General features: G+C 69.0%; 25 protein-coding genes and 1 tRNA gene. 13 read left to right on the top strand and 13 right to left on the bottom strand.

Going from position 1 to position 26396, the window contains the following annotated elements; translation table 11 throughout:
* Positions 1-144 precede the first annotated feature (144 nt).
* The 3 genes from ACFPN9_RS16590 to ACFPN9_RS16580 all read left to right on the top strand — a co-directional run bounded on the left by ACFPN9_RS16590 (position 145) and on the right by ACFPN9_RS16580 (position 4499).
* Positions 145-1629, top strand: coding sequence for a cobyric acid synthase (locus ACFPN9_RS16590; protein WP_066717740.1), 1485 nt, complete (start codon positions 145-147; stop codon positions 1627-1629).
* Positions 1630-1865: 236 nt separating this feature from the next.
* Positions 1866-2462: a TetR/AcrR family transcriptional regulator gene (locus tag ACFPN9_RS16585; protein ID WP_067995330.1), complete on the top strand. Its 597-nt coding sequence runs from the start codon at positions 1866-1868 to the stop codon at positions 2460-2462.
* A 72-nt stretch (positions 2463-2534) separates the two neighbouring features.
* Positions 2535-4499: a nucleoside-diphosphate sugar epimerase/dehydratase gene (locus tag ACFPN9_RS16580; protein ID WP_066717734.1), complete on the top strand. Its 1965-nt coding sequence runs from the start codon at positions 2535-2537 to the stop codon at positions 4497-4499.
* Here the strand turns inward: ACFPN9_RS16580 and ACFPN9_RS16575 are convergent.
* Both ACFPN9_RS16575 and ACFPN9_RS16570 read right to left on the bottom strand, forming a co-directional pair.
* The gene (locus tag ACFPN9_RS16575; RefSeq protein ID WP_066717730.1) at positions 4423-5352 is read right to left on the bottom strand and encodes an NAD-dependent epimerase/dehydratase family protein; all 930 of its coding nucleotides are present in this window, start codon (positions 5350-5352) and stop codon (positions 4423-4425) included. The two genes, ACFPN9_RS16580 and ACFPN9_RS16575, sit on opposite strands and share 77 nt — an antisense overlap.
* Positions 5349-6365 (bottom strand): MraY family glycosyltransferase, encoded by a 1017-nt coding sequence (locus tag ACFPN9_RS16570; protein WP_066717726.1) that lies wholly within the window; start codon positions 6363-6365, stop codon positions 5349-5351. The genes ACFPN9_RS16575 and ACFPN9_RS16570 overlap by 4 nt, the downstream gene beginning before the upstream one ends.
* A 135-nt stretch (positions 6366-6500) precedes the next feature.
* Here ACFPN9_RS16570 and mmcB point away from each other — a divergent pair, with 135 nt between their 5' ends.
* Positions 6501-6965, top strand: coding sequence for a DNA repair putative endonuclease MmcB (mmcB, locus tag ACFPN9_RS16565; RefSeq protein WP_066717717.1), 465 nt, complete (start codon positions 6501-6503; stop codon positions 6963-6965).
* A 26-nt stretch (positions 6966-6991) separates the two neighbouring features.
* Here the strand turns inward: mmcB and ACFPN9_RS16560 are convergent, their stop codons facing one another.
* Entirely contained in the window at positions 6992-7558 is a 567-nt protein-coding gene (locus tag ACFPN9_RS16560; RefSeq protein WP_066717714.1) for an ActR/PrrA/RegA family redox response regulator transcription factor, read from the bottom strand.
* Between the two features lie 76 nt (positions 7559-7634).
* Entirely contained in the window at positions 7635-8990 is a 1356-nt protein-coding gene (locus tag ACFPN9_RS16555; protein WP_066717711.1) for an ActS/PrrB/RegB family redox-sensitive histidine kinase, read from the bottom strand.
* A gap of 199 nt (positions 8991-9189) precedes the next feature.
* On the opposite strand from ACFPN9_RS16555, the gene ACFPN9_RS16550 reads away from it, so the two are divergent.
* Entirely contained in the window at positions 9190-10491 is a 1302-nt protein-coding gene (locus ACFPN9_RS16550; protein ID WP_082737664.1) for a polyhydroxyalkanoate depolymerase, read from the top strand.
* Positions 10492-10575: 84 nt separating this feature from the next.
* On the opposite strand, the gene ACFPN9_RS16545 is transcribed toward ACFPN9_RS16550, so the two are convergent.
* Positions 10576-12000: a sodium:proton antiporter gene (locus ACFPN9_RS16545; RefSeq protein WP_066717708.1), complete on the bottom strand. Its 1425-nt coding sequence runs from the start codon at positions 11998-12000 to the stop codon at positions 10576-10578.
* 169 nt (positions 12001-12169) lie between these two features.
* On the opposite strand from ACFPN9_RS16545, the gene ACFPN9_RS16540 reads away from it, so the two are divergent.
* The gene (locus ACFPN9_RS16540) at positions 12170-12958 is read left to right on the top strand and encodes a class II glutamine amidotransferase (RefSeq protein ID WP_066717706.1); all 789 of its coding nucleotides are present in this window, start codon (positions 12170-12172) and stop codon (positions 12956-12958) included.
* A 279-nt stretch (positions 12959-13237) separates the two neighbouring features.
* Here the strand turns inward: ACFPN9_RS16540 and ACFPN9_RS16535 are convergent.
* Positions 13238-13313, bottom strand: a tRNA-Ala gene (locus ACFPN9_RS16535).
* A 192-nt stretch (positions 13314-13505) separates the two neighbouring features.
* Positions 13506-13901 (bottom strand): TIGR02300 family protein, encoded by a 396-nt coding sequence (locus tag ACFPN9_RS16530; RefSeq protein WP_067995303.1) that lies wholly within the window; start codon positions 13899-13901, stop codon positions 13506-13508.
* A 211-nt stretch (positions 13902-14112) separates the two neighbouring features.
* Between ACFPN9_RS16530 and aroA the strand changes: the two genes are divergently transcribed.
* The 3 genes from aroA (at position 14113) to ACFPN9_RS16515 (ending at position 17012) form a co-directional block, all read left to right on the top strand.
* A complete protein-coding gene (gene aroA / locus ACFPN9_RS16525) occupies positions 14113-15453 on the top strand; it encodes a 3-phosphoshikimate 1-carboxyvinyltransferase (protein WP_066717701.1) in 1341 nt (446 codons plus the stop codon).
* Positions 15450-16124, top strand: coding sequence for a (d)CMP kinase (gene cmk, locus ACFPN9_RS16520; RefSeq protein WP_066717698.1), 675 nt, complete (start codon positions 15450-15452; stop codon positions 16122-16124). Before aroA ends, cmk begins: the two co-directional genes overlap by 4 nt.
* Before the next feature lie 75 nt (positions 16125-16199).
* The gene (locus ACFPN9_RS16515; RefSeq protein ID WP_066717790.1) at positions 16200-17012 is read left to right on the top strand and encodes a DUF1194 domain-containing protein; all 813 of its coding nucleotides are present in this window, start codon (positions 16200-16202) and stop codon (positions 17010-17012) included.
* Positions 17013-17127: 115 nt separating this feature from the next.
* Here ACFPN9_RS16515 and hrpB read toward each other — a convergent pair whose 3' ends face one another.
* Positions 17128-19638, bottom strand: coding sequence for an ATP-dependent helicase HrpB (hrpB, locus tag ACFPN9_RS16510; RefSeq protein WP_066717696.1), 2511 nt, complete (start codon positions 19636-19638; stop codon positions 17128-17130).
* A gap of 93 nt (positions 19639-19731) precedes the next feature.
* Between hrpB and trpA the strand changes: the two genes are divergently transcribed.
* Genes trpA through ACFPN9_RS16495 form a run of 3 tightly spaced genes read left to right on the top strand, consistent with a single transcriptional unit; the run spans position 19732 to position 22886 of the window.
* Positions 19732-20592, top strand: a complete 861-nt coding sequence (gene trpA, locus ACFPN9_RS16505) for a tryptophan synthase subunit alpha (protein ID WP_066717693.1) — start codon at positions 19732-19734, stop codon at positions 20590-20592.
* Positions 20593-20641: 49 nt separating this feature from the next.
* Positions 20642-21547: an acetyl-CoA carboxylase, carboxyltransferase subunit beta gene (accD, locus tag ACFPN9_RS16500; RefSeq protein ID WP_066717691.1), complete on the top strand. Its 906-nt coding sequence runs from the start codon at positions 20642-20644 to the stop codon at positions 21545-21547.
* 16 nt (positions 21548-21563) lie between these two features.
* Complete coding sequence (locus ACFPN9_RS16495; protein WP_066717689.1) at positions 21564-22886, top strand: bifunctional folylpolyglutamate synthase/dihydrofolate synthase; 1323 nt, start codon at positions 21564-21566, stop codon at positions 22884-22886.
* A 7-nt stretch (positions 22887-22893) separates the two neighbouring features.
* Here ACFPN9_RS16495 and ACFPN9_RS16490 read toward each other — a convergent pair whose 3' ends face one another.
* A complete protein-coding gene (locus ACFPN9_RS16490; RefSeq protein WP_066717686.1) occupies positions 22894-23313 on the bottom strand; it encodes a type II toxin-antitoxin system VapC family toxin in 420 nt (139 codons plus the stop codon).
* Positions 23313-23570, bottom strand: coding sequence for a type II toxin-antitoxin system Phd/YefM family antitoxin (locus tag ACFPN9_RS16485; RefSeq protein WP_066717788.1), 258 nt, complete (start codon positions 23568-23570; stop codon positions 23313-23315). The genes ACFPN9_RS16490 and ACFPN9_RS16485 overlap by 1 nt, the downstream gene beginning before the upstream one ends.
* Positions 23571-23672: 102 nt before the next feature.
* Between ACFPN9_RS16485 and ACFPN9_RS16480 the strand changes: the two genes are divergently transcribed.
* Positions 23673-24512 (top strand): aldo/keto reductase, encoded by an 840-nt coding sequence (locus ACFPN9_RS16480; RefSeq protein WP_066717683.1) that lies wholly within the window; start codon positions 23673-23675, stop codon positions 24510-24512.
* 12 nt (positions 24513-24524) lie between these two features.
* Here the strand turns inward: ACFPN9_RS16480 and hisA are convergent, their stop codons facing one another.
* From hisA to ACFPN9_RS16465, 3 genes are read right to left on the bottom strand one after another with little or no spacing between them, the layout of a single operon-like run.
* Positions 24525-25265, bottom strand: coding sequence for a 1-(5-phosphoribosyl)-5-[(5-phosphoribosylamino)methylideneamino]imidazole-4-carboxamide isomerase (hisA, locus tag ACFPN9_RS16475; RefSeq protein ID WP_156446429.1), 741 nt, complete (start codon positions 25263-25265; stop codon positions 24525-24527).
* Positions 25253-25909: an imidazole glycerol phosphate synthase subunit HisH gene (hisH, locus tag ACFPN9_RS16470; protein WP_066717677.1), complete on the bottom strand. Its 657-nt coding sequence runs from the start codon at positions 25907-25909 to the stop codon at positions 25253-25255. The genes hisA and hisH overlap by 13 nt, the downstream gene beginning before the upstream one ends.
* Positions 25906-26391, bottom strand: a complete 486-nt coding sequence (locus ACFPN9_RS16465) for a DUF2628 domain-containing protein (protein WP_066717674.1) — start codon at positions 26389-26391, stop codon at positions 25906-25908. The genes hisH and ACFPN9_RS16465 overlap by 4 nt, the downstream gene beginning before the upstream one ends.
* Positions 26392-26396: the final 5 nt, after the last annotated feature.

The raw sequence follows: 26396 nt of genomic DNA, 5'->3' as shown, positions 1-26396 counted from the left end.
TCATCATTTAGTCCGTGCAGCCGGTTCACGACGCCCCTCGGCGCGACTTCGCCCCTTTGGCGCGACGGGATGCGACGTGAACCGGTGACCCTCCAGACGATCACATCCGGTTGCCGCCGGTCGGGCCGCCTTCTAATCAGGCGCATGGCCTCCACCCGCACGCCCGCCATCATGATCCTCGGTACCGGCTCCAATGTCGGGAAGTCGCTGCTCGTGGCCGGCCTGTGTCGCCTCTTCGCCGACCGCGGGATGCGCGTCAGGCCCTTCAAGCCGCAGAACATGTCGAACAATGCAGCGGCCACCTCCGGGGGCGAGATCGGCCGGGCGCAGGCCTTGCAGGCGCGCGCTGCCCGCATCCCGGCGCATGTCGACATGAATCCGGTGCTGCTCAAACCCGAGAGCGAGGCGGGCAGCCAGATCATTCTCCAGGGCCGCGTGGCCGGCCATCTCTCCTCGGGCGACTTCGTGCGGCGCGGCGATTTCCTACCCCGCGTGCTGGAGAGTTTCGAGCGGCTGGCCGGTCAGGCCGACCTCGTTCTGGTGGAAGGGGCTGGATCGCCGGCCGAAACCAATCTCCGCGCCCGCGACATCGCCAATCTCGGCTTCGCCCGAGCCGCCGGCGTCCCGGCCGTGCTGGTCGGGGACATCGATCGCGGCGGTGTCATCGCCAGCCTCGTCGGCACCCATGCCGTGCTGGACGAGGCGGACCGGGCGATGATCCGCGCCTTCGCGGTCAACCGCTTCCGCGGTACGGTCTCCCTGTTCGCGGAGGGTGTCGAGACGATCCGCAGCGCCACCGGCTGGCCATGCCTGGGGGTCGTGCCCTGGTTTGCCGATGCCTCGCGCCTGCCGGCCGAGGACGGGCTCGACCTCCGCAGCGCACCCGCACGCCCTGGCGCAGGGCTGAAGATCGCCGTGCCCGTGCTGCCCGGCATCGCCAATTTCGACGATCTCGACCCGCTCAAGCTGGAGCCGGCGGTCGAGCTCGTGCTGCTGCGGCCGGGCCAGCCACTGCCGGGCGATACCGGACTCGTCATCCTGCCCGGCTCGAAGACGACGCTGCGCGACCTGGCCGCTCTGCGCGAGCAGGGCTGGGACGTCGACATCCTCGCCCATCGCCGGCGCGGGGGCCATGTGCTCGGCCTCTGCGGCGGGTACCAGATGCTCGGCCGGGTGGTGCGCGATCCCCACGGGCTGGAAGGGCCGCCGGGGGAAGCGCCGGGCCTCGGCCTGCTCGACGTCGAGACGGAGCTCGACCGGGCCAAGACCGTGCGCGAGACGGATTTCGTCCATGCGCCGAGCCGCAGCGCGGGGCGCGCCTATGAGATCCATCTCGGCCGCACGGAAGGCGCCGACCGGAGCCGCGCGCCGTTCGCGGTCGGAGGGCACGGCGAAGGCGCCGCCAGTCCGGATGGCCGGGTCATTGGCAGCTATCTGCACGGCGTCTTCGCCTCCGACGCGGTACGCTCGGCCTTTCTGGCGTCTGTCGCCGGAACCGGAGTTTCGGGCACGCTTACCTATGAGGATTCGGTCGAAGCGACACTGGATGCGCTCGCAGCCCATCTGGAGCGGCATCTCGACGTTGGGGCGCTTCTCGCGCTGGCGCGGGACCGCCCCGCTCCGGGCTGACCGTCGGCGATCAGGAACCGGGAGTCGCGCCGGCGCGTTTCGACCTCACCCACCCCGCGCGGCGCCGGCACGAGCGTGCCGGTCGAAGCCGACGCTTAATCCAGATCAATGCCACGCGGCGTCTTCCATGGTCCTGTCGAAAGATCAGCTTCGCCAGAGCGTTGACGAATGATGAAATTCGTCATAGCCGTCAGGTCCCGCCGACAGACGCCGCCTCCAGAAGGACAGGCCTTTCCGTGAGTCACCCCGAGCGCGATACGAGGCGATGCATCGTCGACGCGGCCGAGCGCTTCTTCCGCGACATCGGCTACCAGAAGACGACTGTCGCCGACATCGCGAAATCGCTGCGTATGAGCCCGGCCAATGTCTACCGCTTCTTCGACTCCAAGAAGTCGATCAACGAGGCGGTTCTGGCCCGCTTCAAGGGCGAGCTCGAGGAATCGCTCTCGCTGATCATCGCGGAGCCGCGCTCCGCCGGCAGCCGGCTGCGCGAGATGCTGATGGCCTCCTACCGGATCAATCAGGCGCGCTTCATCGACCAGCAGCGCATGCAGGAGATGGTCTGCGCCGCGATGGAGGAGAGCTGGGACGCGATCCTCGGCCATATCGAGCGCTACGATGCCCTGATCGGCAAGGTCGTTGCCGAAGGCGTCGCCAGCGGCGAGTTCCGCCCGGTCGACCCGCAGGCAGCGACGCAGTGCATCCGGACTGCCATGATCCGCTTTCAGCACCCGCTGCTGATGGCCCAGTGCGCACGCATCCCCGGCCCCAGCGCCGAGGAGATGATCGAATTCGTCATGGCCGGGCTCGAGCAGCCCAAGACCGGCGCCTGAACGACCTTCCGGCGAGACCGGGCGCGACGGCGCGTTGACAAGCCGCCGAGGGAGCAGGATACCCCGCCCGTCATGGCCAGTCCCTCCAAGCAGAGCTTCAAGAAGCTCGCCGTCATCGCCCACGACCTCGCGGCGACGGCGGCGGCGATCTGGCTCGTCTTCGTCGTGCGCTTCGAGGGGCCGCTGCTCGAGGAGCATCTGCGCTATCTGCCGCGCTTCCTGCCCTTCTTCGTGGTCTATGGCGGGCTGGTCTACTGGGCCTTCTCGCTCTACCGCTCGAAATGGCGCTTCGCCTCGCTGCCGGACCTGTCGAACATCGTCAAGGCGACGACGATCCTGACGCTGACGCTGATCATCGTCGACTATGTCCTCGTCTCGCCGAATTTCTACGGTGCCTTCTATTTCGGGAAGATCAGCATCGCCCTCTACTGGCTCGTGCAGATCGCGCTCTTGGGCGGCCCTCGGCTGGCTTATCGCTATTTTAAATTCTCCCGGTCGCGCCACCAGGCCGCGCGCGGGGCGGCCCACCCCGCGCTGCTGCTGGGGCGCGGCTTCGAGGTCGAGATGGTGATCCGCGCCATGGAAGCCGGCACGATGCGCAAGCTGCGCCCGGCCGGCATCCTCTCGCCCCGGGCGGACGATCTCGGCCAGAGCATCCGCGGCGTGCCGGTGCTCGGGCTGCTTTCTCAGATCGAGGAGATCGCCGGCGACGCGGCGGAGCGGGGCGAGGGGTTCCGCCGCATCGTCGCCACGCCGAGTGCCCTCCTGCCGGAGGCGGAGCCCGATAAATGGCTGGCGCGCACGCGCAAGCTCGCCCTGCCGATCTCGCGCATGGAGACGCTGGGCGAGGGCGCGCGCGATACGGAGTTGGCGCCGCTCGAGATCGAGGATCTCCTGGTGCGCTCGACGGTCCGGATCGACCGCGAGCGGCTGGGCGGCTTCCTGAAGGGCAAGCGCGTCGTCGTCACCGGCGGCGGCGGCTCGATCGGCTCCGAGATCTGCCTGCGCTGCGCCGCCTTCGGCGCCGCCGAACTGCTGATCGTCGAGAGCTCCGAACCGGCCCTCTTCCAGGTCACCGAGCAGCTTGCGGTGCAGGAGCACGAGACGCGGGTCTCGGGCGTGCTGGCGGATGTGCGCGACCGCGACCGGATCACCGCCCTTTTCACCACCTTCGCGCCCGACATCGTCATCCACGCCGCGGCGCTCAAGCACGTGCCCTATCTCGAGGCGGATTGGAGCGAAGGCGTCAAGACCAACATCTTCGGCTCGGTCAACGTCACCGACGCCGCGATCGCAGCGCGCGCCAAGATCTTCGTGCTGATCTCGACCGACAAGGCGATCGAGCCCGTCTCCATGCTCGGGGCGACGAAGCGCTTCGCCGAGATGTATGCCCAGTCGCGCGATGCCGAATTCGTCGGGGCGGGTCGCGGCATGCGCCTCGTCGCCGTGCGCTTCGGCAATGTGCTGGGCTCGGTCGGCTCGGTCGTGCCGAAATTCAAGGCGCAGATTGCGCGGGGCGGGCCGATCACCGTCACCAGCCCGGACATGATCCGGTACTTCATGACCATCCGCGAGGCCTGCGATCTCGTGCTGACGGCTGCCTCCCATGCCCGCTCCGACGGGCCGGAGGAGGAGCGCGCCGCGGTCTATGTGCTGAAAATGGGCCAGCCCGTGAAGATCATGGATCTGGCCGAGCGGATGATCCGGCTCGCCGGTTTCGAGCCGGGCGAGGATATCGAGATCGTCGTCACCGGCGTGCGGCCGGGCGAGAGGCTGAACGAGATCCTCTTCGCCCGCGACGAGCCGATGGCCGAGACAGGGCTTGACGGCGTGATGGCGGCGAAGCCCGTCTTTGCCAACCGCGAGCGCCTCCAGAGCTGGCTGTCACGCCTCGAAGACGCGCTGAAAGCGGATGATCGCGCCGCTGCCGACACGGTGCTGGACGAGGCGATCCCCGATTTCAGATTGCGTCACGGCGCTGCCCCAGGCGCTCCAACCCAACCCGCGTCGCAAGAGGCGGTCGCCAGCCCGCCCTGAGCAGGGCTTCGGGCCGCGCCACCAGGCTGCCCGCGAGCTTGTCGAATGCCTCCCGCCGTCCGACCAGCCCTGCCGCCAGCCGCAGCCAGCCCGCCGGCGCGGGAACGAGCCCCGGCGCGCGCCCCATGCCCTTGCGCAGGGCCGCCAGCATCTCCGCCACGCTCAGCGGCTCCGGATCGGCCAGGGCATAGGCCCGACGGGCGGGACAGCGCGGCGTGAGCGCGAAGAGCACGGCGTCCGCTAGGTTCTCCACCGCCAACAGCGAGCGCGGAGCCGTCAGCCCGCCCAGCGGCAGCGGCAGCGGCAGCCGCGCCAGCCGGACCAGCGCCGCCATATTGGCCTTCACGCCCGGCCCGTAGACCAGCACCGGGCGAAGCGCCACCCAGTCGAGATCGATGCCGGCAAGGCCCTGTTCGGCGGCGAGCTTGGAGCGACCGTAGGCGTCGTCGGGGGCGGGGGGAGCATCTTCATCCAGCGGAGGGGCGTCCGAGGCTCCGGACAGCGCCTTGATCGAGGAAACGAAGACGAAGCGACCAACCCCGGCCCGATAGGCAGCCTGCGCCAGATCAAGTGTCGCATGCGTGTTAACTTGCCGGTAGAGCGCCTCGTCCAGCCCCGGACCGGCATGGGCGAGCCCTGCCAGGTGCACGACATGGGCGACACCTGCGAGCGCCGGTGCCCAGTCGATGGGCGCGGCGAAATCTCCGGTGACGACCGCTTCGACGCCGGGAGGAGGCTCCGTCCCGTTGCGCTGCGTGATGCGGACCCGGTAGCCCGCCGCCAGGAGCGCCTGCACGACATGGGGGCCGACGAAGCCGCCGGCGCCCGTGACGAGAACGCGCTCGCCACTCATGAAGGCCGCCGGCGCGCGAAGCGCCGCATCAGCAGACCGGTCAGCAGCATGGCGAGGCCGAGCGCGCCGATCTGCACCGGGGCTGCCGGCATCCAGATGGTGAGGCCGGCGAGCCCCGTCAAAGCGAGATTGAGCAGGCCGATCTCGATCGCGATGCCCATCACCGTACGGCCGTTGGTCGTGGCCTGCTGGTAGAAATGCGAGCGATGCGCCTCCCAGACCCGCTCGCGACGGGCCAGCCGGCGCAGCAGGGTCAGCGTCGAGTCGGCGACATGGTAGAGCGGCAGGATCAGCGCCGCCGTCAGCGCGCCGGTGCCGGCCAGGCGGTACAGCAGATAGGCACCGATAAGCCCGATCGGCAGCGAGCCGACATCACCCAGAAAGAGCCGTGCCACGGGCCTATTGAAGGGCGCGAAGCCGATCAGCCCGCCACAGAGCGCAGCGGCGAGCAGGCCGGTGGCGGGATCCCCGAGGCCCGCCAGCCCCGCCATTGCAAGGGCGACGGTGAACGGAACGAAACCCGCCACGGTGAGCCAGTCGAGGCCGTCCATGAAATTGGTCAGGTTGACGAACCAGATCCCGGCGAGCAGCGCGAGACAGCGTTCCACCGCGAGCGGCATCACGCCTGGAAAGAGCCTCAGGTCCGGCGCGGCATAGACGATCACGATCGCGACGCAGAGCGCCTGCAGGCCGAGCCGCAGCCCCGGCGAGAGCGGCCGGATATCGTCCCAGGCACCGACCACCGCCAGCGCGGCCGCGGCGGCCGCGACGAAGCCGAGCCCACCCAGTCCGCCGGCGGGCGGCAGAAGCGTGGCCACAGCTGCCAAGGCCGCGAACGCCCCGGCGAGGACGGCGATGCCGCCACCCTGCGGCGTCGGCACGCGATGGCTGGAGCGGGCATTGGGACGCGCCAGTGCATAACGCAGCAGCAGCGGCCGGAGCAGGACGCAGAGCAGCGCCGAGACCGCAGCGGCGGTGATCACGGTCAAAAGCGAGGCGAGCGTGCTGGACAAGGCGGCAGGAACCCGGGCGTCGATGCGCCTTCCCTAGAGCATCGGATGCTCCGGCGGGAATCGTTTTCGCGCCGACGGCCACACCAGATGAGCTGAGGCGCTTGCCCGAACCAGCACAAAGAGGGAACATGCAGGATGATCGCCGCCGATTCCCTGCTGAACCCGCCGCCGACGCGGCCCGACGTCACGCGCGCCGTCTGCCGTGGTGCCTCGCGGCATCTGCGCGCGCTGGGCTACGCGGTCGTCAAGGAGATGACCTTCGCCAATGGACGCCGCGGCGACATCGTGGCGCTGTCGCCTTCCGGCGAGTTGCTGGTGATCGAGGTCAAGTCGGGAATCGAAGATTACCGCGTCGACGGCAAATGGCCGGATTACCGCGACTTCTGCGACGGCTTCCTGTTCGCGGTGGCGCCGGAATTCCCCGTCGAAATCCTGCCCGAGGATGTCGGGCTGATCGTTGCGGACGCCTATGGCGGGGCGCTGCTGCGCGAGGCCCCGCGCCATCCGCTGGCGCCGGCGCGTCGCAAGGCGTTGACCATCGCCTTCGGCCGGCTGGCCGCCGCGCGGCTGGCGGGGCTCGAAGACCCGCAGCCGGCCTAAGGCATTGCTCCGCCGCGGCGGTCTGATCAGCGCGGGGCGCGCTTGGCGAGGATGCGCTGCAGCGTGCGCCGATGCATCCCGAGCCGGCGTGCCGTCTCCGAGACGTTGCGGTTGCAGAGCTCGTAGACACGCTGGATATGCTCCCAGCGCACCCGGTCCGCCGACATGGGGTTCTCCGGCGGCTGCGGCCGCGCGTCGCGCGCCGCGGCGAGCGCCGCATGGATCTCATCCGCGTCCGCCGGCTTCGCCAGGAAGTCGAAGGCCCCGAGCTTCACCGCGCTGACGGCGGTGGCGATGTTGCCATAGCCGGTCAGCACCACGCCGCGCGCTTCGGGCCGGCGCTCCTTCAGCCGGGCAATGACATCGAGGCCGTTGCCATCGGCGAGTCGCAGGTCGATGACCGCGAAGGCGGGCGCCGCATCATCGACGGCCGCAATGCCGGCGCTGACGCTGTCGGCAATCCGCACCGCATAACCGCGGCTTTCCATGGCGCGAGCGAGACGGGTCAGAAAGGGCTTGTCGTCATCGACCAGCAGCAGCGACCTGTCCGTCGCCGCAGCGGCCGGCAAGGGTTCGGCCAGCATCTCCTGCATCACAACCTCCTCCGGCCGGGCTCCATCCGAGCTCCGGCAGCGCGGCCCTCGCCGCAACGCGTGGTGGGGTCGGCCTTCATGAGCCAACTCCATGTGGTATCGCCGGTTCCGCCTGTGAAGCCCCCGCCCGAGGCAGATCCGCCTCGAAGGCGGCCCGCATCCAGGTCATCCGCACGCAGGCCCCGCTTGCGGGCTCGGCCCGGTTCGAAAACTCGATCACCGCGCCGCCGCGCTCGAGCAGCGTCTTGGCGATGAAGAGGCCGAGCCCGAGGCCTCCGCCAGCCCGGTTCTCGCCGGCGCCATGGGTCAGATACGGGTCTCCCGCCCGCATCAGCACATCGGGCGGGAAGCCGGGGCCGTCATCCGCGATCGTCAGCATCACATGATCCTCGTTCCACTCGGCCGTAATCGTCACGGCCGTGCGGGCGAAATCGACTGCATTGTCTACGATGTTGCCGAGCCCATAGATCATGCCGGGATTGCGGCGGCAGACGGGCTCGGGGGCTTCGCCGATCATGGCGATCTCGAAGGGCACGCCGAATGGCCGCTGCGGCCCTGCCGCCTCTTCGATCAGAAGCCGCAGGCTGAGCTGATGCAGCGGTCCGGCTTCGTCATCCTGCAGCGAGGTCAGTTTGCCGAGGATACCGCGGCAACGCTCGACCTGCTCGCGCAGCAACGCGATGTCCTCCGCCATCTCGCCGTCCGGTGGGGCGAGCCGGGAGAGTTCCTTGGAGACGAGGGCGATGGTGGCGAGCGGCGTGCCCAGCTCATGGGCAGCGGCTGCAGCCAAGCCGTCGAGCTGGGAGAGGTGCTGCTCGCGGGCCAGGACCAGCTCCGTCGCCGCGAGTGCGTCCGAGAGGTCGCGGGCCTCCTTGGCGACGCGCCAGGCGTAGATGCCGGTAAATCCCAGCCCCAGCACCAGCGCGACCCAGCTGCCGAGCTGATAGTGAAGCGGCAGCACCGGCCGGTCCGGGCCAGCCCAGGGCAGCGGCCAATGCGTGACGCTGACCAGCGTCGCCAGGGCGATGGCGAGGCCGCCCAGCACCAGCGTCCGCTGCGGCGGCAGCGCCGTCGCGGAGATCATGACCGGGGCCAGGAGGAGGATCGAGAACGGGTTCTGCAGCCCTCCGGTGAGATAGAGCAGCACCGAAAGCTGGACGATGTCGAAGGCGAGCAGCGCCGTCGCAGCGCCCGGTTGCAGCCGGTGGTTCAGCGGAAACCGGATGCGCAGCGCGATGTTCAGCCAGGAGGACACGGCGATCGCAGTGAAGCACCAGCCGAAGGGCAGCGGGTAGCCGAGCCCGAAATGGACGCCGGCGACCGCGAGACTCTGGCCGGCAATGGCGAGCCAGCGCAGCCGCACGAGCGTGTCGAGGCGAAGCTGACGGTTGACCCGGCCGAAGGCGGGGTGTGTGGCGTCTGCGGGGATCATGCGCGGAGACGATCCTGCGGCGCGTCGGGGGTCAAGCGGCTCTCCGGGTTGCTGTGGACTGTGAACGATGGGGACAGGAGTGAAATCTTAGCCTTTTGCAGGGTTGAATGAGAACAAATTGGGCATAGGGTGCGTTGTTGCTGCGGTGCATCGTCTCTGCTGCGCCGCCGGAAGGACCAGTTGTATGTATGGGGCCGCCATGTCGTTCGCCTACCATGCCTATGAAGCGGCTCACATGATGCTCGCACCGGCGCGAGGCTTCTCGGATGCGATGCATCTGGCCTTCCGCAATCCGGCCAACCCGCTGACCTACACGCCGATGGGGCGCACCATCGCCGCCTCCTGCGAATTGTTCGAACGAACGACCCGCCGCTACGGCAAGCCTGCCTTCGGCTTGCCGGAGACCACGATCAACGGCGTCAAGGTCGCCGTCGAGGAGCGGGTGGTTTGGGAGCGGCCCTTCTGCCGCATGGTCTATTTCGACCGCCGCATCGAAGGCCGGCGGAAGCCGCAGCCGAAGGTCCTGATCGTCGCCCCGATGTCGGGCCACTACGCCACGCTGCTGCGCGGCACGGTCGAGGCCTTCCTGCCCGGGCACGAGGTCTACATTACCGATTGGGTCGATGCCCGGCTGGTGCCGCTGATGGCGGGCCGCTTCGATCTCGACGACTATATCGACTACGTCATCGCCATGCTGCAGATGCTCGGGCCGGAGACGCATGTCATGGCCGTCTGCCAGCCTTCGGTGCCGGTGCTGGCCGCCGCCGCGCGGATGGAGGCCGAGGGCGACGCCTGCGCGCCGCGCTCGATGACGCTGATGGGTGGGCCGATCGACACCCGCCGCTCGCCGACCGCGGTGAACTGCCTGGCGATGGAGCGCGGCACCGACTGGTTCCGCCGCAACTGCATCACCAAGGTGCCCTTCCCGCACCCCGGGACCTTCCGCGACGTCTATCCTGGCTTCATGCAGCTTTCGGGCTTCATGGCGATGAACATCGACCGGCATGTCAGCGCCCATTACGAGATGTACAAGCACCTGATCGCCGGGGACGGTGATTCCGCGGAGAAGCATCGCGACTTCTACGACGAGTACATGGCCGTGATGGATCTGACGGCGGAGTTCTATCTCCAGACCGTCGAGACCGTCTTCGTCGAGCATGCCCTGCCCAAGGGCACGATGAAGCACCGCGACAAGCCGGTGGATTGCACAGCGATCCGCCGCGTCGCGCTGATGACGGTCGAAGGCGAGAAGGACGACATCTCCGGCGTCGGACAGACGCAGGCCGCGCATGATCTCTGCCCCAACATTCCCGACGACAAGCGCGTGCATTATCTCCAGATGGGCGTCGGCCATTATGGCGTCTTCAATGGCTCGCGCTTCCGCTCGGAGATCGCCCCGCGCATCGCCGATTTCATGCTGACGCTCGACATGGAGGCCGCGAAGAGCCGCCGCGACGCCAGCGCCAGCGTGGCGCGCAAGGGGCTCAAGGTCGCGAGCTGAGGCGTTGCGGCGCTGCAGAGCGCGGTCACCCCAGACGTAAAACGCCCGCCGGTCCGGACCGGCGGGCGTTTTCGTTCCAACCGCTCAGCGGAAGAAGATGACCGTCTGGAGGATGAAGATCGGGATCAGGATCGCGCCCGACCAGGCCATGTAGCCGAAGAAGCTCGGCATCTTCACCTTCCGGTCCTTGGCGATAGCGTAGACCATGAAGTTGGGCGCGTTGCCGATATAGGTGTTGGCGCCCATGAAGACCGCCCCCGCCGAAACCGCCGCCAGCGTCAGCGCCCCCGTGGTCATCAGGACCTGCGGATTGCCGCCCGCGAGCTCGAAGAAGACGAGATAGGTCGGAGCGTTGTCGAGGAAGGAGGACAGGATGCCCGTCAGCCAGAAATAGGCGACCGTGTTGTGACTGCCGTCGGGATTGGTGACGAGTGAGACCAGGCCCGAAAAGGCGCCGTCCCGGCCCGCCTGGAGCATGGCCAGCACCGGAATGATGCAGACGAAGATGCCGGCGAAGAGCTTCGCGACCTCCTTGATCGGCCCCCAGGTGAACTCGTTGCCGGCCCGCACAGGGTTTGGCGTCAGTTTCAGCGAAAGGGCTGCCAGGGCCAGAAGCACGATATCCCGCACGACATTCTGAAGCTCGACCTTCGAGCCGAGAATGTCGAAGACGATGCCCGGCTTCCAGCTCGCCGACATCAGGATCGCGGCGATGACGCCACCGAGCAGGATGAAGTTGACCTTGCCATAGAGCTTGATGTCGCGGTCGGGCGTGGGGTCCTTCAGCGGGGGCATGCCTTCTTCGCGGCGATAGAACCAGCTGTCGAGCGCGTAGAACAGCGCCAGCAGGATCGCGACGGCGAGCAGGGTCTCGGGCAGCAGATGGGTCGTGGTCCAGAAGAAGCTCACACCGCGCAGGAAGCCGAGGAAGAGCGGCGGGTCGCCGAGCGGCGTCAGCGAGCCGCCGATGTTCGAGACGAGGAAGATGAAGAAGACCACGACATGGACGTTGTGGCGGCGGCTGTCATTGGCGCGCAGAACGGGCCGGATCATGATGATCGAGGCGCCCGTCGTGCCGACGAAGCTCGCCATCAGCGTGCCGATCGCCAGCAGAGCAGTGTTCGTGGCCGGGTTGCCGTGCAGGTTACCCATGATCAGGATGCCGCCGGCGATCGTGAACAGGGCGAAGAGCAGGATGATGAAGGGGATGTATTCGAGCAGCGCGGTGTGGGCCAGCGCCCCCAGCGCCGGTTCGAAGCCGCGCAACGCAACCAGCGGGATCAGCACCAGCGCCGCCCAGAAAGTTGCGAATTTGCCGTAGTTCAGCTCCCAGAAATGCGGGAACAGGATCGGGCCGAGCGCGATCGACAGCAGCATCCCGGCGAAGGGCAGCGCCCAGAGCACCCCCATCGAAGCGCCGTCGATGCCGGTGGCGGCAAGGGCCGGGCCGGCGGGCAGGCAAAGCAGGATAGCAGCGGCGAGTCCCGCCAGACCGGTGTTCTTGGCCATCCCCCGCCCCGCTCGTCTCATGCCGTCGCCATTGGTTCCGGCACGGTTATACGATGGTCATGCCCCCCGCAACCGGGCCGAAAGTGGCGGATCGGGGTTTGCCTGCCTGGCGATTCGAGAGAATAATCTTCTGCATGCGGCGCTGGCCGCCCGCGATTCGGACCCTCCCATGTGTCGCTTCCTGGCCTATTCCGGCGCCCCGGTCTTCCTCGAGGATCTCGTCGCGGCGCCGTGCCATTCGCTGATCCACCAGTCGCTCCATGCGACCGAGGCCAAGACCGGTACGAATGGCGACGGTTTCGGCGTCGGCTGGTATGGCGACCGGCCCGAGCCCGGCCAGTATCGCGAGGTGCGCCCGGCCTGGTCCGACGAGAACCTGCTCTCGATCGCGCGCCAGGTCCGCTCCCCGCTCTTCTTCGCCCATGTGCGCGCCGCGACCGGCACCGCCACAACGCGGGCGAACTGCCATCCCTTCGCCCATGGCCGGCATCTCTTCATGCACAACGGCCAGATCGGCGGCTATGGGCTGATCCGCCGCCGCCTCGAGGGGCTGATCCCCGATTCGCTCTATGCGGCGCGGGTTGGGACGACCGATTCGGAGGCGTTGTTCCTGCTGGTTTTGGCGCGCATCGAGGCCGGTATGGCGCCGGGCGCCGCATTGGCGGCAGCGCTCGGCGACGCGCTGGCGCTGATGCAGCAGGCGGGCACGTCCGAGCCGCTGCGCTGCGCCGCCGCCCTGTCCGACGGCGAGACGATCCATGCCGTGCGCTGGGCTTCCGACGGCAAACCGCCGAGCCTTTATGTCTGCCAGCGGCCCGACAGCGTCGTGGTCGCGTCGGAGCCGGTCGATGCGGCGCGCGAATGCTGGCAGCCGCTGGCCGGCAGCGCACTGGTGACGGTCAGGGCCGGGACGGTCGCCATCGCGCCGTTCGAGGTCGGCCTCGCCGCGGCCGCCTGATCCGGTCGGTTGTCAACGAGACGGATGAACCCGGAGGGGGGCTCGCGCGATTAAGGAGAGGTCGCTCGCATCGCGGCTGAACACCCCGCCGCCCCGACCTTCCCCTCCCAAAGGCCGTCGGGGCGGCGATCCCGGCCAGCGATTCGCCGCAAGGAGCCAAGGACGGAGCTCAAGCGGCCAAATCGAGGGATGTCGGACGACCGAGAGAGAAGCGACCGGACATGCGATCGCATCCGATCGGCGCGGTGGTGGTCAGGATCGGAACTCTGAGAGGGGAGATGGTGGAGCCAGGCGGAATCGAACCGCCGACCTCTTGAATGCCATTCAAGCGCTCTCCCAACTGAGCTATGGCCCCACTCTCAGCCGGCGGACATGGGGGTCGGCCGGGGTCTTGTTCGGTTCAGGAGCACCGGGCTTTCGCCTCGGACGATCCCGGAACCGGGCGCCGCGTCAGCGGCGAAGCGCTCTATAGGCGGGAGCGGAGGAAGACTCAAGCACCGATTGTCGCTCGATCGTCATTCTTTTTCGCCGCCCCGGCGGGAGGGGTTCAGACGTCCTCGTCGCCCTCGATGTCGCCATCGATCAGGTCGGCGACGTCGTCGTCGCCTTCCTCGTCCTCTTCCAGGAAGGTGTCGTCATCGGGCGCGACGTCGTCCTCGACCTCGATGTCGTCCTCGCTGGTGACGACGGCGTCCTTCTCGGTCGCCTCGGCGTCGGCCTCGTCGAGCGAGACAAGCTCGACCGCGCTGTCGGCGGCCTCGACCTCATCCTCGTCCTCGTCGGGCTTGGCCGCGGCGGCTGCCGCCTTGGCCTGCGGCTCGAACATCGAGCGCGGATAGGACTGTCCCGTGTAAGGCGAGACGATCGGGTCCTTGTTCAGGTCGTAGAATTTGCGCCCCGTCGTCGGGCAAACGCGCTTGGTGCCAAGTTCCGGTTTCGCCACTGCGTCGGACCTTCAATCATTCATGTTCTGAAAAGCAGGCGCGTCCGTTAGTCGGGGTGGCCCGCCCTGTCAAATGCTGATTCGTTCCCGAGGTGCAGGAACGGTGCCGCAGCCGGCAGCACAAGGCTGCCCGTCCCGGACGTGACGCCTGCCGGACAGGCATGCTAGGCCACGCCCTGCCCGATCGACCAGCCTGCAGAAGAACACGCCCGTGGCCCATTCTCACACCCCCGTTCCCGTCACCGCCCGCCGCGGCGGCCCGCTGCGCGGCCGCGTCCGCGTTCCAGGCGACAAGTCGATTTCCCACCGCGCGATGATCTTCGGCCTGCTCGCGATCGGCGAGACGACGGTGACCGGGCTGCTCGAGGGCGAGGATGTGATGCGCACCGCCGCGGCGGCGCGGGCGCTGGGCGCCACCGTCCATCATGACGGGCCGGGCTCCTGGCGCGTGCGCGGCGTCGGCGTCGGCGGGCTGCGCGAGCCGGCCGGCACGCTGGATTTCGGCAATGCCGGTACGGGCTCCCGGCTTATGATGGGTGTCTGCGGCTCGCACCCGATCACCACGACCTTCGACGGCGACGCCTCGCTGCGGAAGCGGCCGATGCGCCGCATCCTCGATCCGCTCGAGCAGATGGGCACGGTCATCGTCTCGCAGGAAGAGGGCGGGCGCGTGCCGCTGACGCTGCGCGGGCCGAAGGAGGCGCTGCCGATCGTCTATCGGACGCCGGTCGCCTCGGCGCAGATCAAATCCGCCGTGCTGCTCGCCGGCCTCGCCGCGCCGGGCGAGACGACGGTGATCGAGACGGAAGCGACGCGCGATCACACCGAGAAGATGCTGACCCATTTCGGCGCGCAGGTGACGGTCTCGCCCGAGGGCGAGCATGGCCGGCGAATCGTGCTGAAGGGCCAGCCGGAGCTGCAGGCGGCGCCGATCGTGGTGCCGGCCGACCCTTCCTCCGCGGCCTTCCCGCTGGTCGCGGCGCTGATCGTGCCGGGCTCGGACGTGCTGATCGAGAGCGTGATGACCAACCCGCTGCGCTCGGGACTTCTGACCACGCTGCGCGAAATGGGCGCCGACATCACGATCGAGAGCGAAGCCAATGAGGGCGGCGAGGCGGTGGCGACGCTGCGGGTCCGCGCCGGATCGCTGAAGGGCGTGACCGTGCCGCCAGAGCGGGCGCCCTCGATGATCGACGAGTATCCGGTGCTGGCGGTGGCCGCCTCCTTCGCGACCGGGACCACGCGGATGCGTGGCCTGCAGGAGCTGCGGGTCAAGGAATCGGACCGCCTCGCGGCGGTCGAAGCCGGGCTGAAGGCGGCGGGCGTGACCTGCGCGATCGAGGGCGACGATCTGGTCGTCGAGGGCTCGGGCGGCTCCGTTGCGGGCGGCGGCACCGTCGCCACCCATCTCGATCACCGCATCGCCATGAGCTTCCTCGTCATGGGGCTGGCGACGGACAAGCCCATGCAGGTCGATGACGGCGCCATGATCGCGACGAGCTTCCCGAGCTTCGTCGCCCTCATGAACGGGCTCGGGGGCGAGATCGGATGAGCGCTTCCCCCGCCGGGCTCGTCATCGCGGTCGATGGGCCCGCCGCCTCCGGCAAGGGCACGCTGGCGCGCCGGCTCTCGGCACATTACGGCCTGCCCTATCTCGACACCGGGCTGCTCTACCGGATGGTGGCGCGCGCCATGCTCGAGGCCGGTCACGACATCCGCGACGCGGCGGCGGCCGGCGAGATCGTTTCCCGCTTCGATCAGGGCGCCTTCGACGAGGACACGCTGCGCGGCCGCGAGATCGGCGAGGCCGCCTCCGTGGTCGCCGCGATGCCGGCCGTGCGCAGCGGGCTGATCGAGCGGCAGCGGCGCTTTGCCGGGCAGCCCGGTGGCGCCGTGCTCGACGGGCGCGACATCGGCACGGTGATCTGCCCGCAGGCGCGGGCCAAGCTCTTCGTCACCGCCACGCCCGAGGTGCGCGCGGCGCGACGCCACAAGGAACTCGCCGGCCGCGGCGAAGAGGCCACCTTCGACAACATCCTCGCCGATATCCGCCGGCGCGACGCGCGCGATTCGGGCCGCAGCGATGCGCCGCTGAAAGCCGCCGACGATGCCGTCATCCTCGACACCTCGGCGCTGACGATCGAGGAAGCGCTGGCGGCCGCGATCGCGATCGTCGATCGGCGGCGGTCCGCACAACCGGAACGTATTCTCACGGAGCGGTGACCGCCCGGTTTTGGGGCTTGGACAGAATCAAAAGCAGGCGCACAGTTTCGTCACGATGGGATGACGGAGGTGGCGATGCGGCGTTGGCTGTACGGTCTCTTGAGTCTGGCGGCCGCGGGATGGTTTTCCGCCGCCGCCCGTGCCCAGCCGGCCGCCGGCCCGCCCGAAGAGGTCGATGTCGCGCTGGTGCTGGCGGTCGATGTCTCCTTCTCGATGGATCTCGACGAGCTCGCGCTGCAGCGCAACGGCTATATCGAGGCCTTCCGGTCCAAACCGCTGCACGACGCCATCGCCAAGGGTGCGATCGGCAAGATCGCCGTGACCTATTTCGAATGGGCGGGCGGGCATTTCCAGCATGTCGTCAAACCCTGGACGATCATCGACACGCCCGCCTCGGCCATCGCCTTCGCGGAAGAACTCGGCGAGGCGCAGACGCGGCGGGGGCGGCGCACCTCGATCTCGGCGGCGATCGACACGGCCGTGCAGCTGCTCGAGCAGGCCAATGTCACGCCGATGCGCAAGGTGATCGATATCTCCGGCGACGGGGCCAACAATGACGGACGGCCCGTGACGGTCGCGCGCGACGAGGCCGCCGCAAAAGGCATCAGCATCAACGGGCTGCCGGTGATGCTGAAGCAGGCGAGCTATTTCGACATCGACAATCTCGACGTCTACTACAAGGACTGCGTCGTCACCGGGCCGGGCGCCTTCGTCATCCCGATCCGCGAGCGCACCCAGTTCGTCGACGCGACGCGCACGAAACTGATCCGCGAAATCGCCGAAATGCCGCGCGAGGGCGAGGCGGTGGTGCAGAAAGCGCAATCGACCGGCAGCAACGCCAGCTGCCTCGCCGGCGAGCGGCAATGGCGCGACCGGATGGGGAATTGAGAGGCCTCAGGCCGTCATGCTCGGGCTTGACCCGAGCATCTCTCCGACCGGCGCCCTTCCTTCGCGAGATTCTCGGGTCTGCGCTTCGCTCCGCCCGAGAATGACGGCCAATCTCTCACGTCCCGCGCGGCTTGGCCCGGGTCGTGGGCGGGGCGGCTGCGGGATCGTCCGGCCAGGGATGGCGGGGGTAGCGGCCTTTCATCTCCGATTTCACGGCCGCCCAGGACCCGCGCCAGAAGCCCGGCAGGTCGCGGGTGATCTGGACCGGCTTGTGGCCGGGCGAGAGCAGTTCCAGCACCAGCGGCACCCGCCCGCCGGCCAGCGCCGGATGCTTCGACAACCCGAACAGTTCCTGCACGCGCACCGAGATCGTCGGGCCGGCCTCGGCGCCGTAGTCGACCGCGAGGCTGGAGCCGGTGGGCGCGGTGAAATGCGTTGGCGCCTCGGCGTCAAGCCGTCGCTTCAGCTCCCAGGGCAGCAGCTCGCTTAGCGCCCCGTCGAGATCGCCAGGCTCGATGGCCGCCAACGATGCCCGGCCGACGAGATGCGGCGCGAGCCATAGCGCAGCATCAGCCGCCAGCCCTTCGTCCGACAGGTCCGGCCAGGCCTCCGTCGCACCGGCCTCCAGCGCGGCCCGCCGCAGAAACCCGACGCGCTCGCGCAACTGCCGCTGCGCCTTCGTCCACGGCAGCAGGCCGATGCCGAGCGCGGCGATGCCCTCCGCCAGAACGGTCGCGTTCGCCAGTGTCGGCTCGGCCGGCAGCGGCCGCTCGGCGAGGCTGAGGGCGCCATAGCGCCGCACCGCCCGCACGCGCAGCGCACGGGCGGTCCGGTCGAAGCTCGTCTCGCTGCGGTCCTCGATCGCGAAGGGCGAGAATCCCTCGGCGACCAGCCAGGCGATGTCGGCCTCGGTAAAGGACGCAGCCGAGAGGATGCGCGCCTGCTGGGCCGCGCCGGTCATCTCCGCGATCACAAGATGGGTCTCGCGGGCGAGCCGCTGGGACGCCTCCAGCGTTGCGCCGCGGCCATTGGCGAGGAGATATTGCCCTGAACCGGCGCTGCGTGCCTTGGCGATGCGCTCGGGATAGGCGAAGGCGAGGAGAAGCCCGACCGAGAGGGCATCGCGGGGTCTGGACGGGCCTGCGGCCCGCTCCGCGGCGCGGGCCCAGCCCTCGGCGAGGCGGCGCATATCGGCGGCGCGGCCACCTCTCTCGCGTTCCAGCCGGTCGAGCCGCTCCGACAGGTCGATCGCGTCACCCCCCAGTCCGCGCTCGACCAGAAGCGCGGCGAGCTGGGCGGCCGGACCAGCCTGTCCGTAGCGCGCCGCGACCACGACCATGCGGGCGAGCCGCGGCGGCAGCGGCAGGGTCTGGAGGGAGCGACCTTCCGGCGTGATGCGGCCATCGTCATCGAGCGCGCCGATGCTGTTCAGAAGGCTGCGCGCCTCCTTCAGGGCCGGCGCCGGGGGCGGATCGAGGAAGGCGAGGCTGGCGGGGTCCGACACGCCCCAGGCGGCACAGTCGAGCAGCAGCGGGGCGAGGTCCGCCGAGAGAATCTCGGGGCGGGCAAAGGCTTCGAGCGCGCCGTTGCCAGCCTCTTCCCAGAGCCGGTAGCAGATGCCCGGCTCGGTGCGCCCGGCGCGGCCACGGCGCTGGTCGCTGGCGGCGCGGCTGGCACGGCGGGTCTCGAGACGCGTCACGCCGAGATCGGGCTCGTAGACTGGCACGCGGGCGAGCCCTGAATCGATCACCACCCTGACGCCCTCGATCGTCAGCGAGGTTTCGGCGATGGCGGTGGCGAGCACGACCTTGCGACGGCCAGGCGGCGCCGGCAGCACGGCGCGGTCCTGCTCGGCCTGGTCGAGCGCGCCATAGAGCGGCGCGATCTCGACATCCCTGTCGCGAATGCGCTCGCGCAGCCGTTCCTCGACCCGCCTGATCTCGCCCTGGCCGGGCAGGAAGACGAGCTGCGAGCCGGGCTGCTCGTTCAGCGCCAGCAGCACCGCATCCGCGACCTGATCCTCGATCCGTTTCAGCGGGTCGCGGCCGAGATAGCGGGTCTCGACCGGGAAGGCGCGGCCCTGGCTCTCGATCACCGGCGCCTCGCCGAGCAACCCGGCGACGCGCGCGCCGTCCAGCGTCGCCGACATCACCAGAATGCGCAGATCCTCGCGCAGGCCTCCCTGCGCATCCAGCGCGAGCGCCAGCCCGAAATCGGCATCGAGCGAACGCTCGTGAAACTCGTCGAAGAGCACGGCGGCAACACCGTCCAGCGCCGGATCGTCGAGGATCATCCGCGCGAAAACGCCTTCGGTGACCACTTCGATGCGCGTCTTGGGGCCGATCTTGGATCCCAACCGGACACGCAGGCCGACCGTCTCGCCGACGCGCTCGCCCAGCGTCTGCGCCATGCGAGAGGCCGCGCCGCGCGCCGCCAGCCGGCGCGGCTCCAGCACGATCAGCTTGCCGCCCTGCACCCAGGGCTCGTCGAGCAAAGCGAGCGGCACGCGCGTGGTCTTGCCGGCGCCCGGCGGCGCGACGAGGACGGCATTGGACCGGTTGCGCAGGGCGGCCGCAAGATCGCCGAGCACGGCGTCGATCGGGAGGGGCGTGTCGAAGGCGCGCATGGAGGCCGGATGTGACCCACGCGCGCCGCGTACGCAAGCGCCCCTGCGCAAGCCTCTCGCCAGTGCGCGCGCGCCATGCTAACCGCTCGGGCCATGACCGATATCCAGACCGCCACCGGCCAGGCTCGCATCCAGGCCCGTTTCCAGGCCTGCGCTGCCGAGGGCCGCGCCGCGCTCGTGACCTTCGTCACCGCCGGCGACCCCGACCTCGCCACCTCGGCCGCGATCCTGACCGCCCTGCCCGCGGCCGGCGCCGACATCATCGAGCTCGGCGTGCCCTTCACCGACCCGATGGCCGACGGCATCCCCGTCCAGCTCGCCGGGCAGCGCGCGCTGAAGGCGGGGCAGACGCTGAAGAAGACGCTGGCGATGGTCGCGGAATTCCGGGGCGCCGGGCACGACACGCCGATCGTGCTGATGGGCTACTACAACCCGATCTATGTCTACGGCGTCGAGCGCTTCCTGCAGGATGCGCGGGAAGCGGGCGTCGACGGTCTCATCGTCGTCGATCTGCCGCCGGAGGAAGACAGCGAGCTCTGCCTGCCGGCGCTGGCGGCGGGCGTGAGCTTCATCCGCCTGGCGACGCCGACGACCGACGACCGGCGCCTGCCCAAGGTGCTGCAGAACACCTCGGGCTTCGTCTACTACGTCTCGATGACCGGCGTGACCGGCGGCGCCATCACCAATTACGACGCGGTCGGCGATGCGGTGGCGCGGATCAAGCGCCATACCGATCTGCCCGTCGCCGTCGGCTTCGGCGTGAAGACGGCGCAGGACGCCGAGACCATCGCGCGGGGCGCCGACGGCGTCGTCGTCGGGTCGGCGCTGGTCGAGCGCGTGCGCCTCTCGCTCGACGCCGAGGGCAAGGCCACGGAAAAGACGGTTTCGGCTGTCACCTCGCTGGTCTCCGAACTGGCGGCGGGCATCCGCTCGGCCGCGAAGGCGGCGGCCTGAGGCCCCCGGCCTCGCCCGTCCTCCGCGCCAGAACCGCAAGGGTCGATCCATGAACTGGATTTCCGAAGTCGTCCGGCCACGCATCAAGACGCTGTTCAAGCGCGAGAGCCCGGAGAATCTCTGGATCAAATGCCCGGATTCCGGGCAGATGGTGTTTCATAAGGATGTCGAGGCCAATGGCTTCGTCATTCCCGGCTCGGACCACCATATGCGCGTCACCGCGCAGGACCGGCTGAAGATGACCTTCGACGAGGGCAAGTGGCTCGACGTGCCGCTGCCCGAGGTCGCCGCCGACCCGCTGAAGTTCCGCGACGAGAAGCGCTATATCGACCGGCTGAAGGATGCCCGCGCCAAGACCGGTGCGAACGATGCCTTCAAGGTCGGCTATGGCCGGGTCAAGGGCTTCGCCCTGACCATCGCGGTGCAGGACTTCCATTTCATGGGCGGCTCGCTCGGCATGGCGGCGGGCGAAGCCTTCATCAAGGGCGCGCAGACCGCGATCGAGAAGAAGACGCCTTATGTCGTCTTCGCCGCCTCGGGCGGGGCGCGCATGCAGGAGGGCATCCTGTCCCTGATGCAGCTGCCGCGGACCACCGTCGCAGTGCGGATGCTGCGCAAGGCCGGCCTGCCCTATATCGTCGTGCTGACCAACCCGACCACCGGCGGCGTCACCGCCTCCTACGCGATGCTGGGCGACATCCACATCGCCGAGCCTGGCGCCCTGATCGGCTTCGCCGGGCCGCGCGTGATCGAGCAGACGATCCGCGAGAAGCTGCCCGAGGGCTTCCAGCGCGCGGAATATCTCAAGGATCACGGCATGGTCGACATGGTGGTCCACCGCCACGATCTGCCGGAGACGCTCGCCCGCCTCGGCCGCCTGCTGACGAAGCAGCCGGCGGCGGGCCAGGACGCCAAGCCTGCGGTGCCCGCCGCGCCGGTCGCCGAAGCCGTCTGAGTCGGCGTTCGGCATCATGGGGTCGTCCGATACGGTTCTGGCGCGCCTGCTGGCGCTGCACCCGAAGCTGATCGACCTCTCGCTCGGGCGCATCCTGACGCTTCTAGAGCGGCTCGGCGACCCACAGAAGCGCCTGCCGCCGGTCATCCATGTCGCCGGTACCAACGGCAAGGGATCGACCATCGCGTTCATGCGGGCGATCCTGGAGGCGGCGGGGCTCTCCGTCCATGTCTACACCTCCCCGCATCTCGTGCGCTTCCACGAGCGCATCCGGCTGGGAGCGCCCGGCGGCGGCCGTTTCGTCGACGAGACGGTCCTGGTCGAGGCGCTGGAGCGCTGCGAGCGGGCCAATGCCGGGGATGCGATCACCTTCTTCGAGATCACGACCGCCGTCGCGCTGCTCCTGTTCGCCGAGCATGAGGCGGATGTGGTTCTGCTCGAGGTCGGCCTCGGCGGGCGCTTCGATGCTACCAATGTCATCGCCAACCCTGCCTGTACGGTGGTGACGCCGGTCTCGCTCGATCATGCCGAATATCTCGGCGACACCGTCACCAAGATCGCGGGCGAGAAGGCCGGCATCTTCAAGCGCGGCGCGCCCGCCGTCATCGCCCCGCAGGAACCCGAGCCGACGGCGGTTCTCGAAGCGACCGCCGAGCGGGTCGGCGCGTCCAAAATCCTGATCGGCGCGCAGGACTTCTCGGTCCACGAGGCCGGCGGCCGGCTGGTCTATGAGGATGGCGACGGGCTGCTCGACCTGCCGCTGCCGAAGCTCGCGGGCCGCCACCAGCACGTCAATGCCGGGACCGCGATCGCCGCCCTGCGCGCGGCCGGCTATGGCGGCCTGCCGAGCTCCGCCTTCGAGCAAGGCATGCTCAATGCCGACTGGCCGGCGCGGCTGCAGCGCATCGCGCGCGGCAAGCTCGCGGAACTGGTGCCGGGCCGGGCCGAACTCTGGCTCGATGGCGGCCACAACCCCGATGGCGGCCGCGTGCTGGCCCAGGCCATGGCCGATCTCGCCGACCGCAATCCGGCGCCGCTGGTGATGATCGCCGGCCTGCTCTCGACCAAGGATGCGGGCGCAACGCTCGGCCATTTCAAGGGGCTGGCGCAGCTGCTGTTTGCCGTCCCGATGCAGAACCAGCTCGCCGCCCGTCCGGCCGAGGAGGTGGCGGAGCTCGCCCGCGCGGCTGGTCTCACCGCCGAGGTCGCGGGCTCGGTCGAGCAGGCGCTGCGCGAGATCGCCGCGCGCGACTGGTCGGCCCCGCCGCGCATCCTGATCTGCGGCTCGCTCTATCTCGCGGGCGAGGTGCTGTCGGCGAACGGAACGCTGCCGGCGTGATCGCGCCTCATGGCGCGTACAGCCACGGGTTGAAGACGGGTACGCCGCAGGCTTCAAAATCCCTGACGTTTCGCGTTGCAACCGTCAGACCATGAACGGATGCCGTCGCCGCTATCATGCTGTCTCGATCCGGCTTCGGATCGGGCACGTGCATTGCAGCACAGCGCAAAGCGACAACGGTATCGAAGGCCAGCACTCGCGCCTCGAACCGGGGCAGGAACTGTTCAGTCATCCATGATCGGAGAGAATTGGCCTGCCGACGATCATGGCGCCCCACGAGGAGAATTCCCTGTTCGATCTCCATCACCGTGACGACCGACACATAGAGGCTTTCGAGGGGAACGGCTTGCGACCACGCGTAGACGTTTGCATCGAACCGGTTCTTGCGACGCAATTCCGAGATCACATTGGTGTCGAGCAGGAACATCACTCGAAATCAGCCGGCTTGAAGCTGAACCCGCGTAGCCTCGGGGGATCGAATTCGAAATCCGCTTCAGGCCTCGGATCGGCAATCGCTTCGGCCAGTGTCATCCCCTTCGACGAGAGCTTGCGGTAATCCTCGATCGACAGCAGCACGTGAGAAGGTCGGCCCCGATCCGTGATGAATACGGGTCCGTCTTGGGCGGCCTTCTTGGCCCGACCCGTGTCGTGATTGAACTCTCGGCTGGACAACGTCGTTGGCATGCTAGCCTCCCGAACATCCCTCATCGCCATGGCGATTGTAGCAATGTTCCTACATTTTGGCCAGCGCCAGCATAGGCTCTTGCTGGGAAAAGGAAGACCGTGATGACACCGTTCGGATCAACTGGCCGCGAAGTGCCCGCCATCGGCCAGGGCAGCTGGTACATCGAGCGGGGCGACCGGGCCGAAGCCGTCGCGGCGCTACGGCGCGGGCTCGATCTCGGCCTGACGCATCTCGACACGGCCGAGATGTATGGCGACGGGCGCTCGGAGGCGATCATCGGCGAGGCCATCGCCGGATGGCGCGAGGAGGTCTTTCTCGTCTCGAAGGTGCTGCCGCACAACGCCTCGAAGGCGGGCGTGCGCGCCGCTTGCGAGCGCTCGCTTCGCCATCTCAAGACCGACCGGCTGGATTGCTATCTGCTGCATTGGCGCGGGCCGCACCCGCTGGCGGAGACCTTCGCCGCCTTCGAAGACCTCAAGGCGCAGGGCAAGATCCTGTCCTGGGGCGTCAGCAATTTCGACGAGGACGATCTCGACGAGGCGCTGGCGGTGGCGGGGCCCGGCAAGATCGCCTGCAACCAGGTACTCTACCATCTGCGCGAGCGCGCGATTGAGCATGCTGTCATCCCCTGGTGCGAGCGCAACGGTGTCGCCGTGACCGCCTACAGCCCGTTCGGGCATGACGGTTTCCCGACCACCGGCAGCCCGGGCGGCCAGGTCCTCGGCGAGATCGCCAGCGCGCATGGCGCGAGCCCGCGGCAGGTCGCGCTCGCCTTCCTGACACGGCGCCCGAGCGTCTTCGCGATCCCGAAGGCCGGGACGCAAGCCCATGTCGAGGACAATGCCGGCGCGCTGCGGCTCAGGCTGACGGAGGGCGACCTCGCGCGGATCGACGCAGCCTTTCCGCTGGGGCGGAAGCCGTCCTCGCTGCCGATGCTCTGACGGCGGCTGCGCTCAGGCGGCGCGCGCCAGCCGCTCCAGCGCGGCGGCCGGGTCGATGCGGCCGTCATAGAGCGCGCGGCCGGTGATGGCCCCTTCCAGGATCGCGGCATCCGGCGCCATCATCCGCTCGATATCGGCCATGGAGGCCAATCCGCCGGACGCAATGACGGGGATGGTCAGCGCCTTCGCCAAGGCGATGGTGCCGTCCCAGTTGATGCCCTGGAGCATGCCATCGCGGGCGATGTCGGTGTAGACGATCGCCGCCACGCCGGCATCCTCGAAGCGCCGCCCGAGATCGGCGGCCGCCAGCGTCGAGGTCTCGGCCCAGCCTTCGACGGCAACATATCCGTCGCGCGCATCGATGCCGACCGCGACCTGCCCCGGAAAGGCCTTCGCCGCCTCGCGGACGAAACCGGGATCGCGCACCGCAGCGGTGCCAATGATGACGCGGCGGATCCCCTTGGAAAGCCAGCCCTCGACGGTCTTCATGTCGCGGATGCCGCCGCCGAGCTGCACCGGGAAGGCGACCCGCGCCAGAATGGCCTCGACCGCCGCCGCATTCATCGGCTTGCCGGCGAAGGCACCGTCGAGATCGACGACATGGAGCCAGCGGAAACCCTGCGACTCGAAGGCGGCGCCCTGTGCAGCCGGATCGTCGTTGAAGACCGTCGCCTGGTCCATGTCGCCCTGTTTCAGGCGCACGCACTGGCCGTTCTTGAGGTCGATGGCGGGAAAGAGGATCACGGCTTCCACCTCAGGAAGTTGGCGAGCAGCCGAAGCCCGAGCGTCTGGCTCTTCTCCGGGTGGAACTGGGTGCCGGCGATATTGTCGCGCCCGACCATGGCCGTGACGGGCCCGCCATGGTCGGTGACGGCGATCACCTCCTCGGCATGGGCCGCCGCCAGAGCGTAGGAGTGGACGAAATAGGCGTGCAGGCCGGTCGGGCCGGTCTCGATGCCGTCCAGAAGCGGGTGAGCGTGGCGCGCCTCCAGCGTGTTCCAGCCCATATGCGGGATCTTGAGACCCTCGCCCTGCGGCACGATCAGCGAGACATCGCCCTCGATCCAGCCGAGGCCTTCGGTGACGGTGTATTCGAGCCCGCGCGAGGCCAGCAGCTGCATGCCGACACAGATGCCGAGGAAAGGGCGCCCCTTGCCCCGCACGACCTCCTCCAGCACCTCGACCATGCCCGGCACGGCATCGAGCCCGCGGCGGCAATCGGCGAAGGCGCCGACGCCGGGCAGGACGATCCGATCCGCCGCGCGGACCGCATCGGTGTCGCTGGTGACGGCGATGGTCGAGGCGATCCCGGATTCGGCCGCCGCACGCTCGAAGGCCTTGGCGGCGGAGTGCAGATTGCCCGAGCCGTAGTCGATGATGACGACCGACTGGCTCATCGACCCTGCGCCTCGGGAAACAGCCCGATCACGGGGACGGGGCTCGTCGGCTGGCTGCGCAGCGGCGTCGCCGGGGCGATGCGCGGCGGCACCGTCTCTCCGGCCAGCGCCCGCTCGAAATAGCGCCGCTCGGCCTCGGACAGATCGCGCGCCTCGACCACATCGGCCAGGCGCCAGCCCTGCCGCGCGAGCTTGCGGGCCAGAAGGTTGTGGCCCTCCAGACCGAGAAAGAGCGCGATCGTCCAGTGGGCGATCAGCATGGCGCCGCTGGTCAGGCCGAACCGGCTGCTCGCATAAAGCAGCGCGCCCCACAGCAGGACATAGAGCAGCGTGGCCAGCCAGAGTCGCTTGCCGAGCAGCCAGAAGCCTCCGAAGACGAAGGCGGGCCAGGCGAAGGTCTCGGGCAGGAGCTGCGCCTGCTCGATCTCGTCACGCGCGCCGCCCGAGCCCGGCGGCGGAATCATCACCGTGTAGAATGCCATGCTGC

The organism is Allobosea massiliensis, assembly GCF_042655245.1.
GTDB lineage: Bacteria > Pseudomonadota > Alphaproteobacteria > Rhizobiales > Beijerinckiaceae > Allobosea > Allobosea massiliensis.
This window is presented reverse-complemented; position numbering and strand designations above follow the sequence as displayed.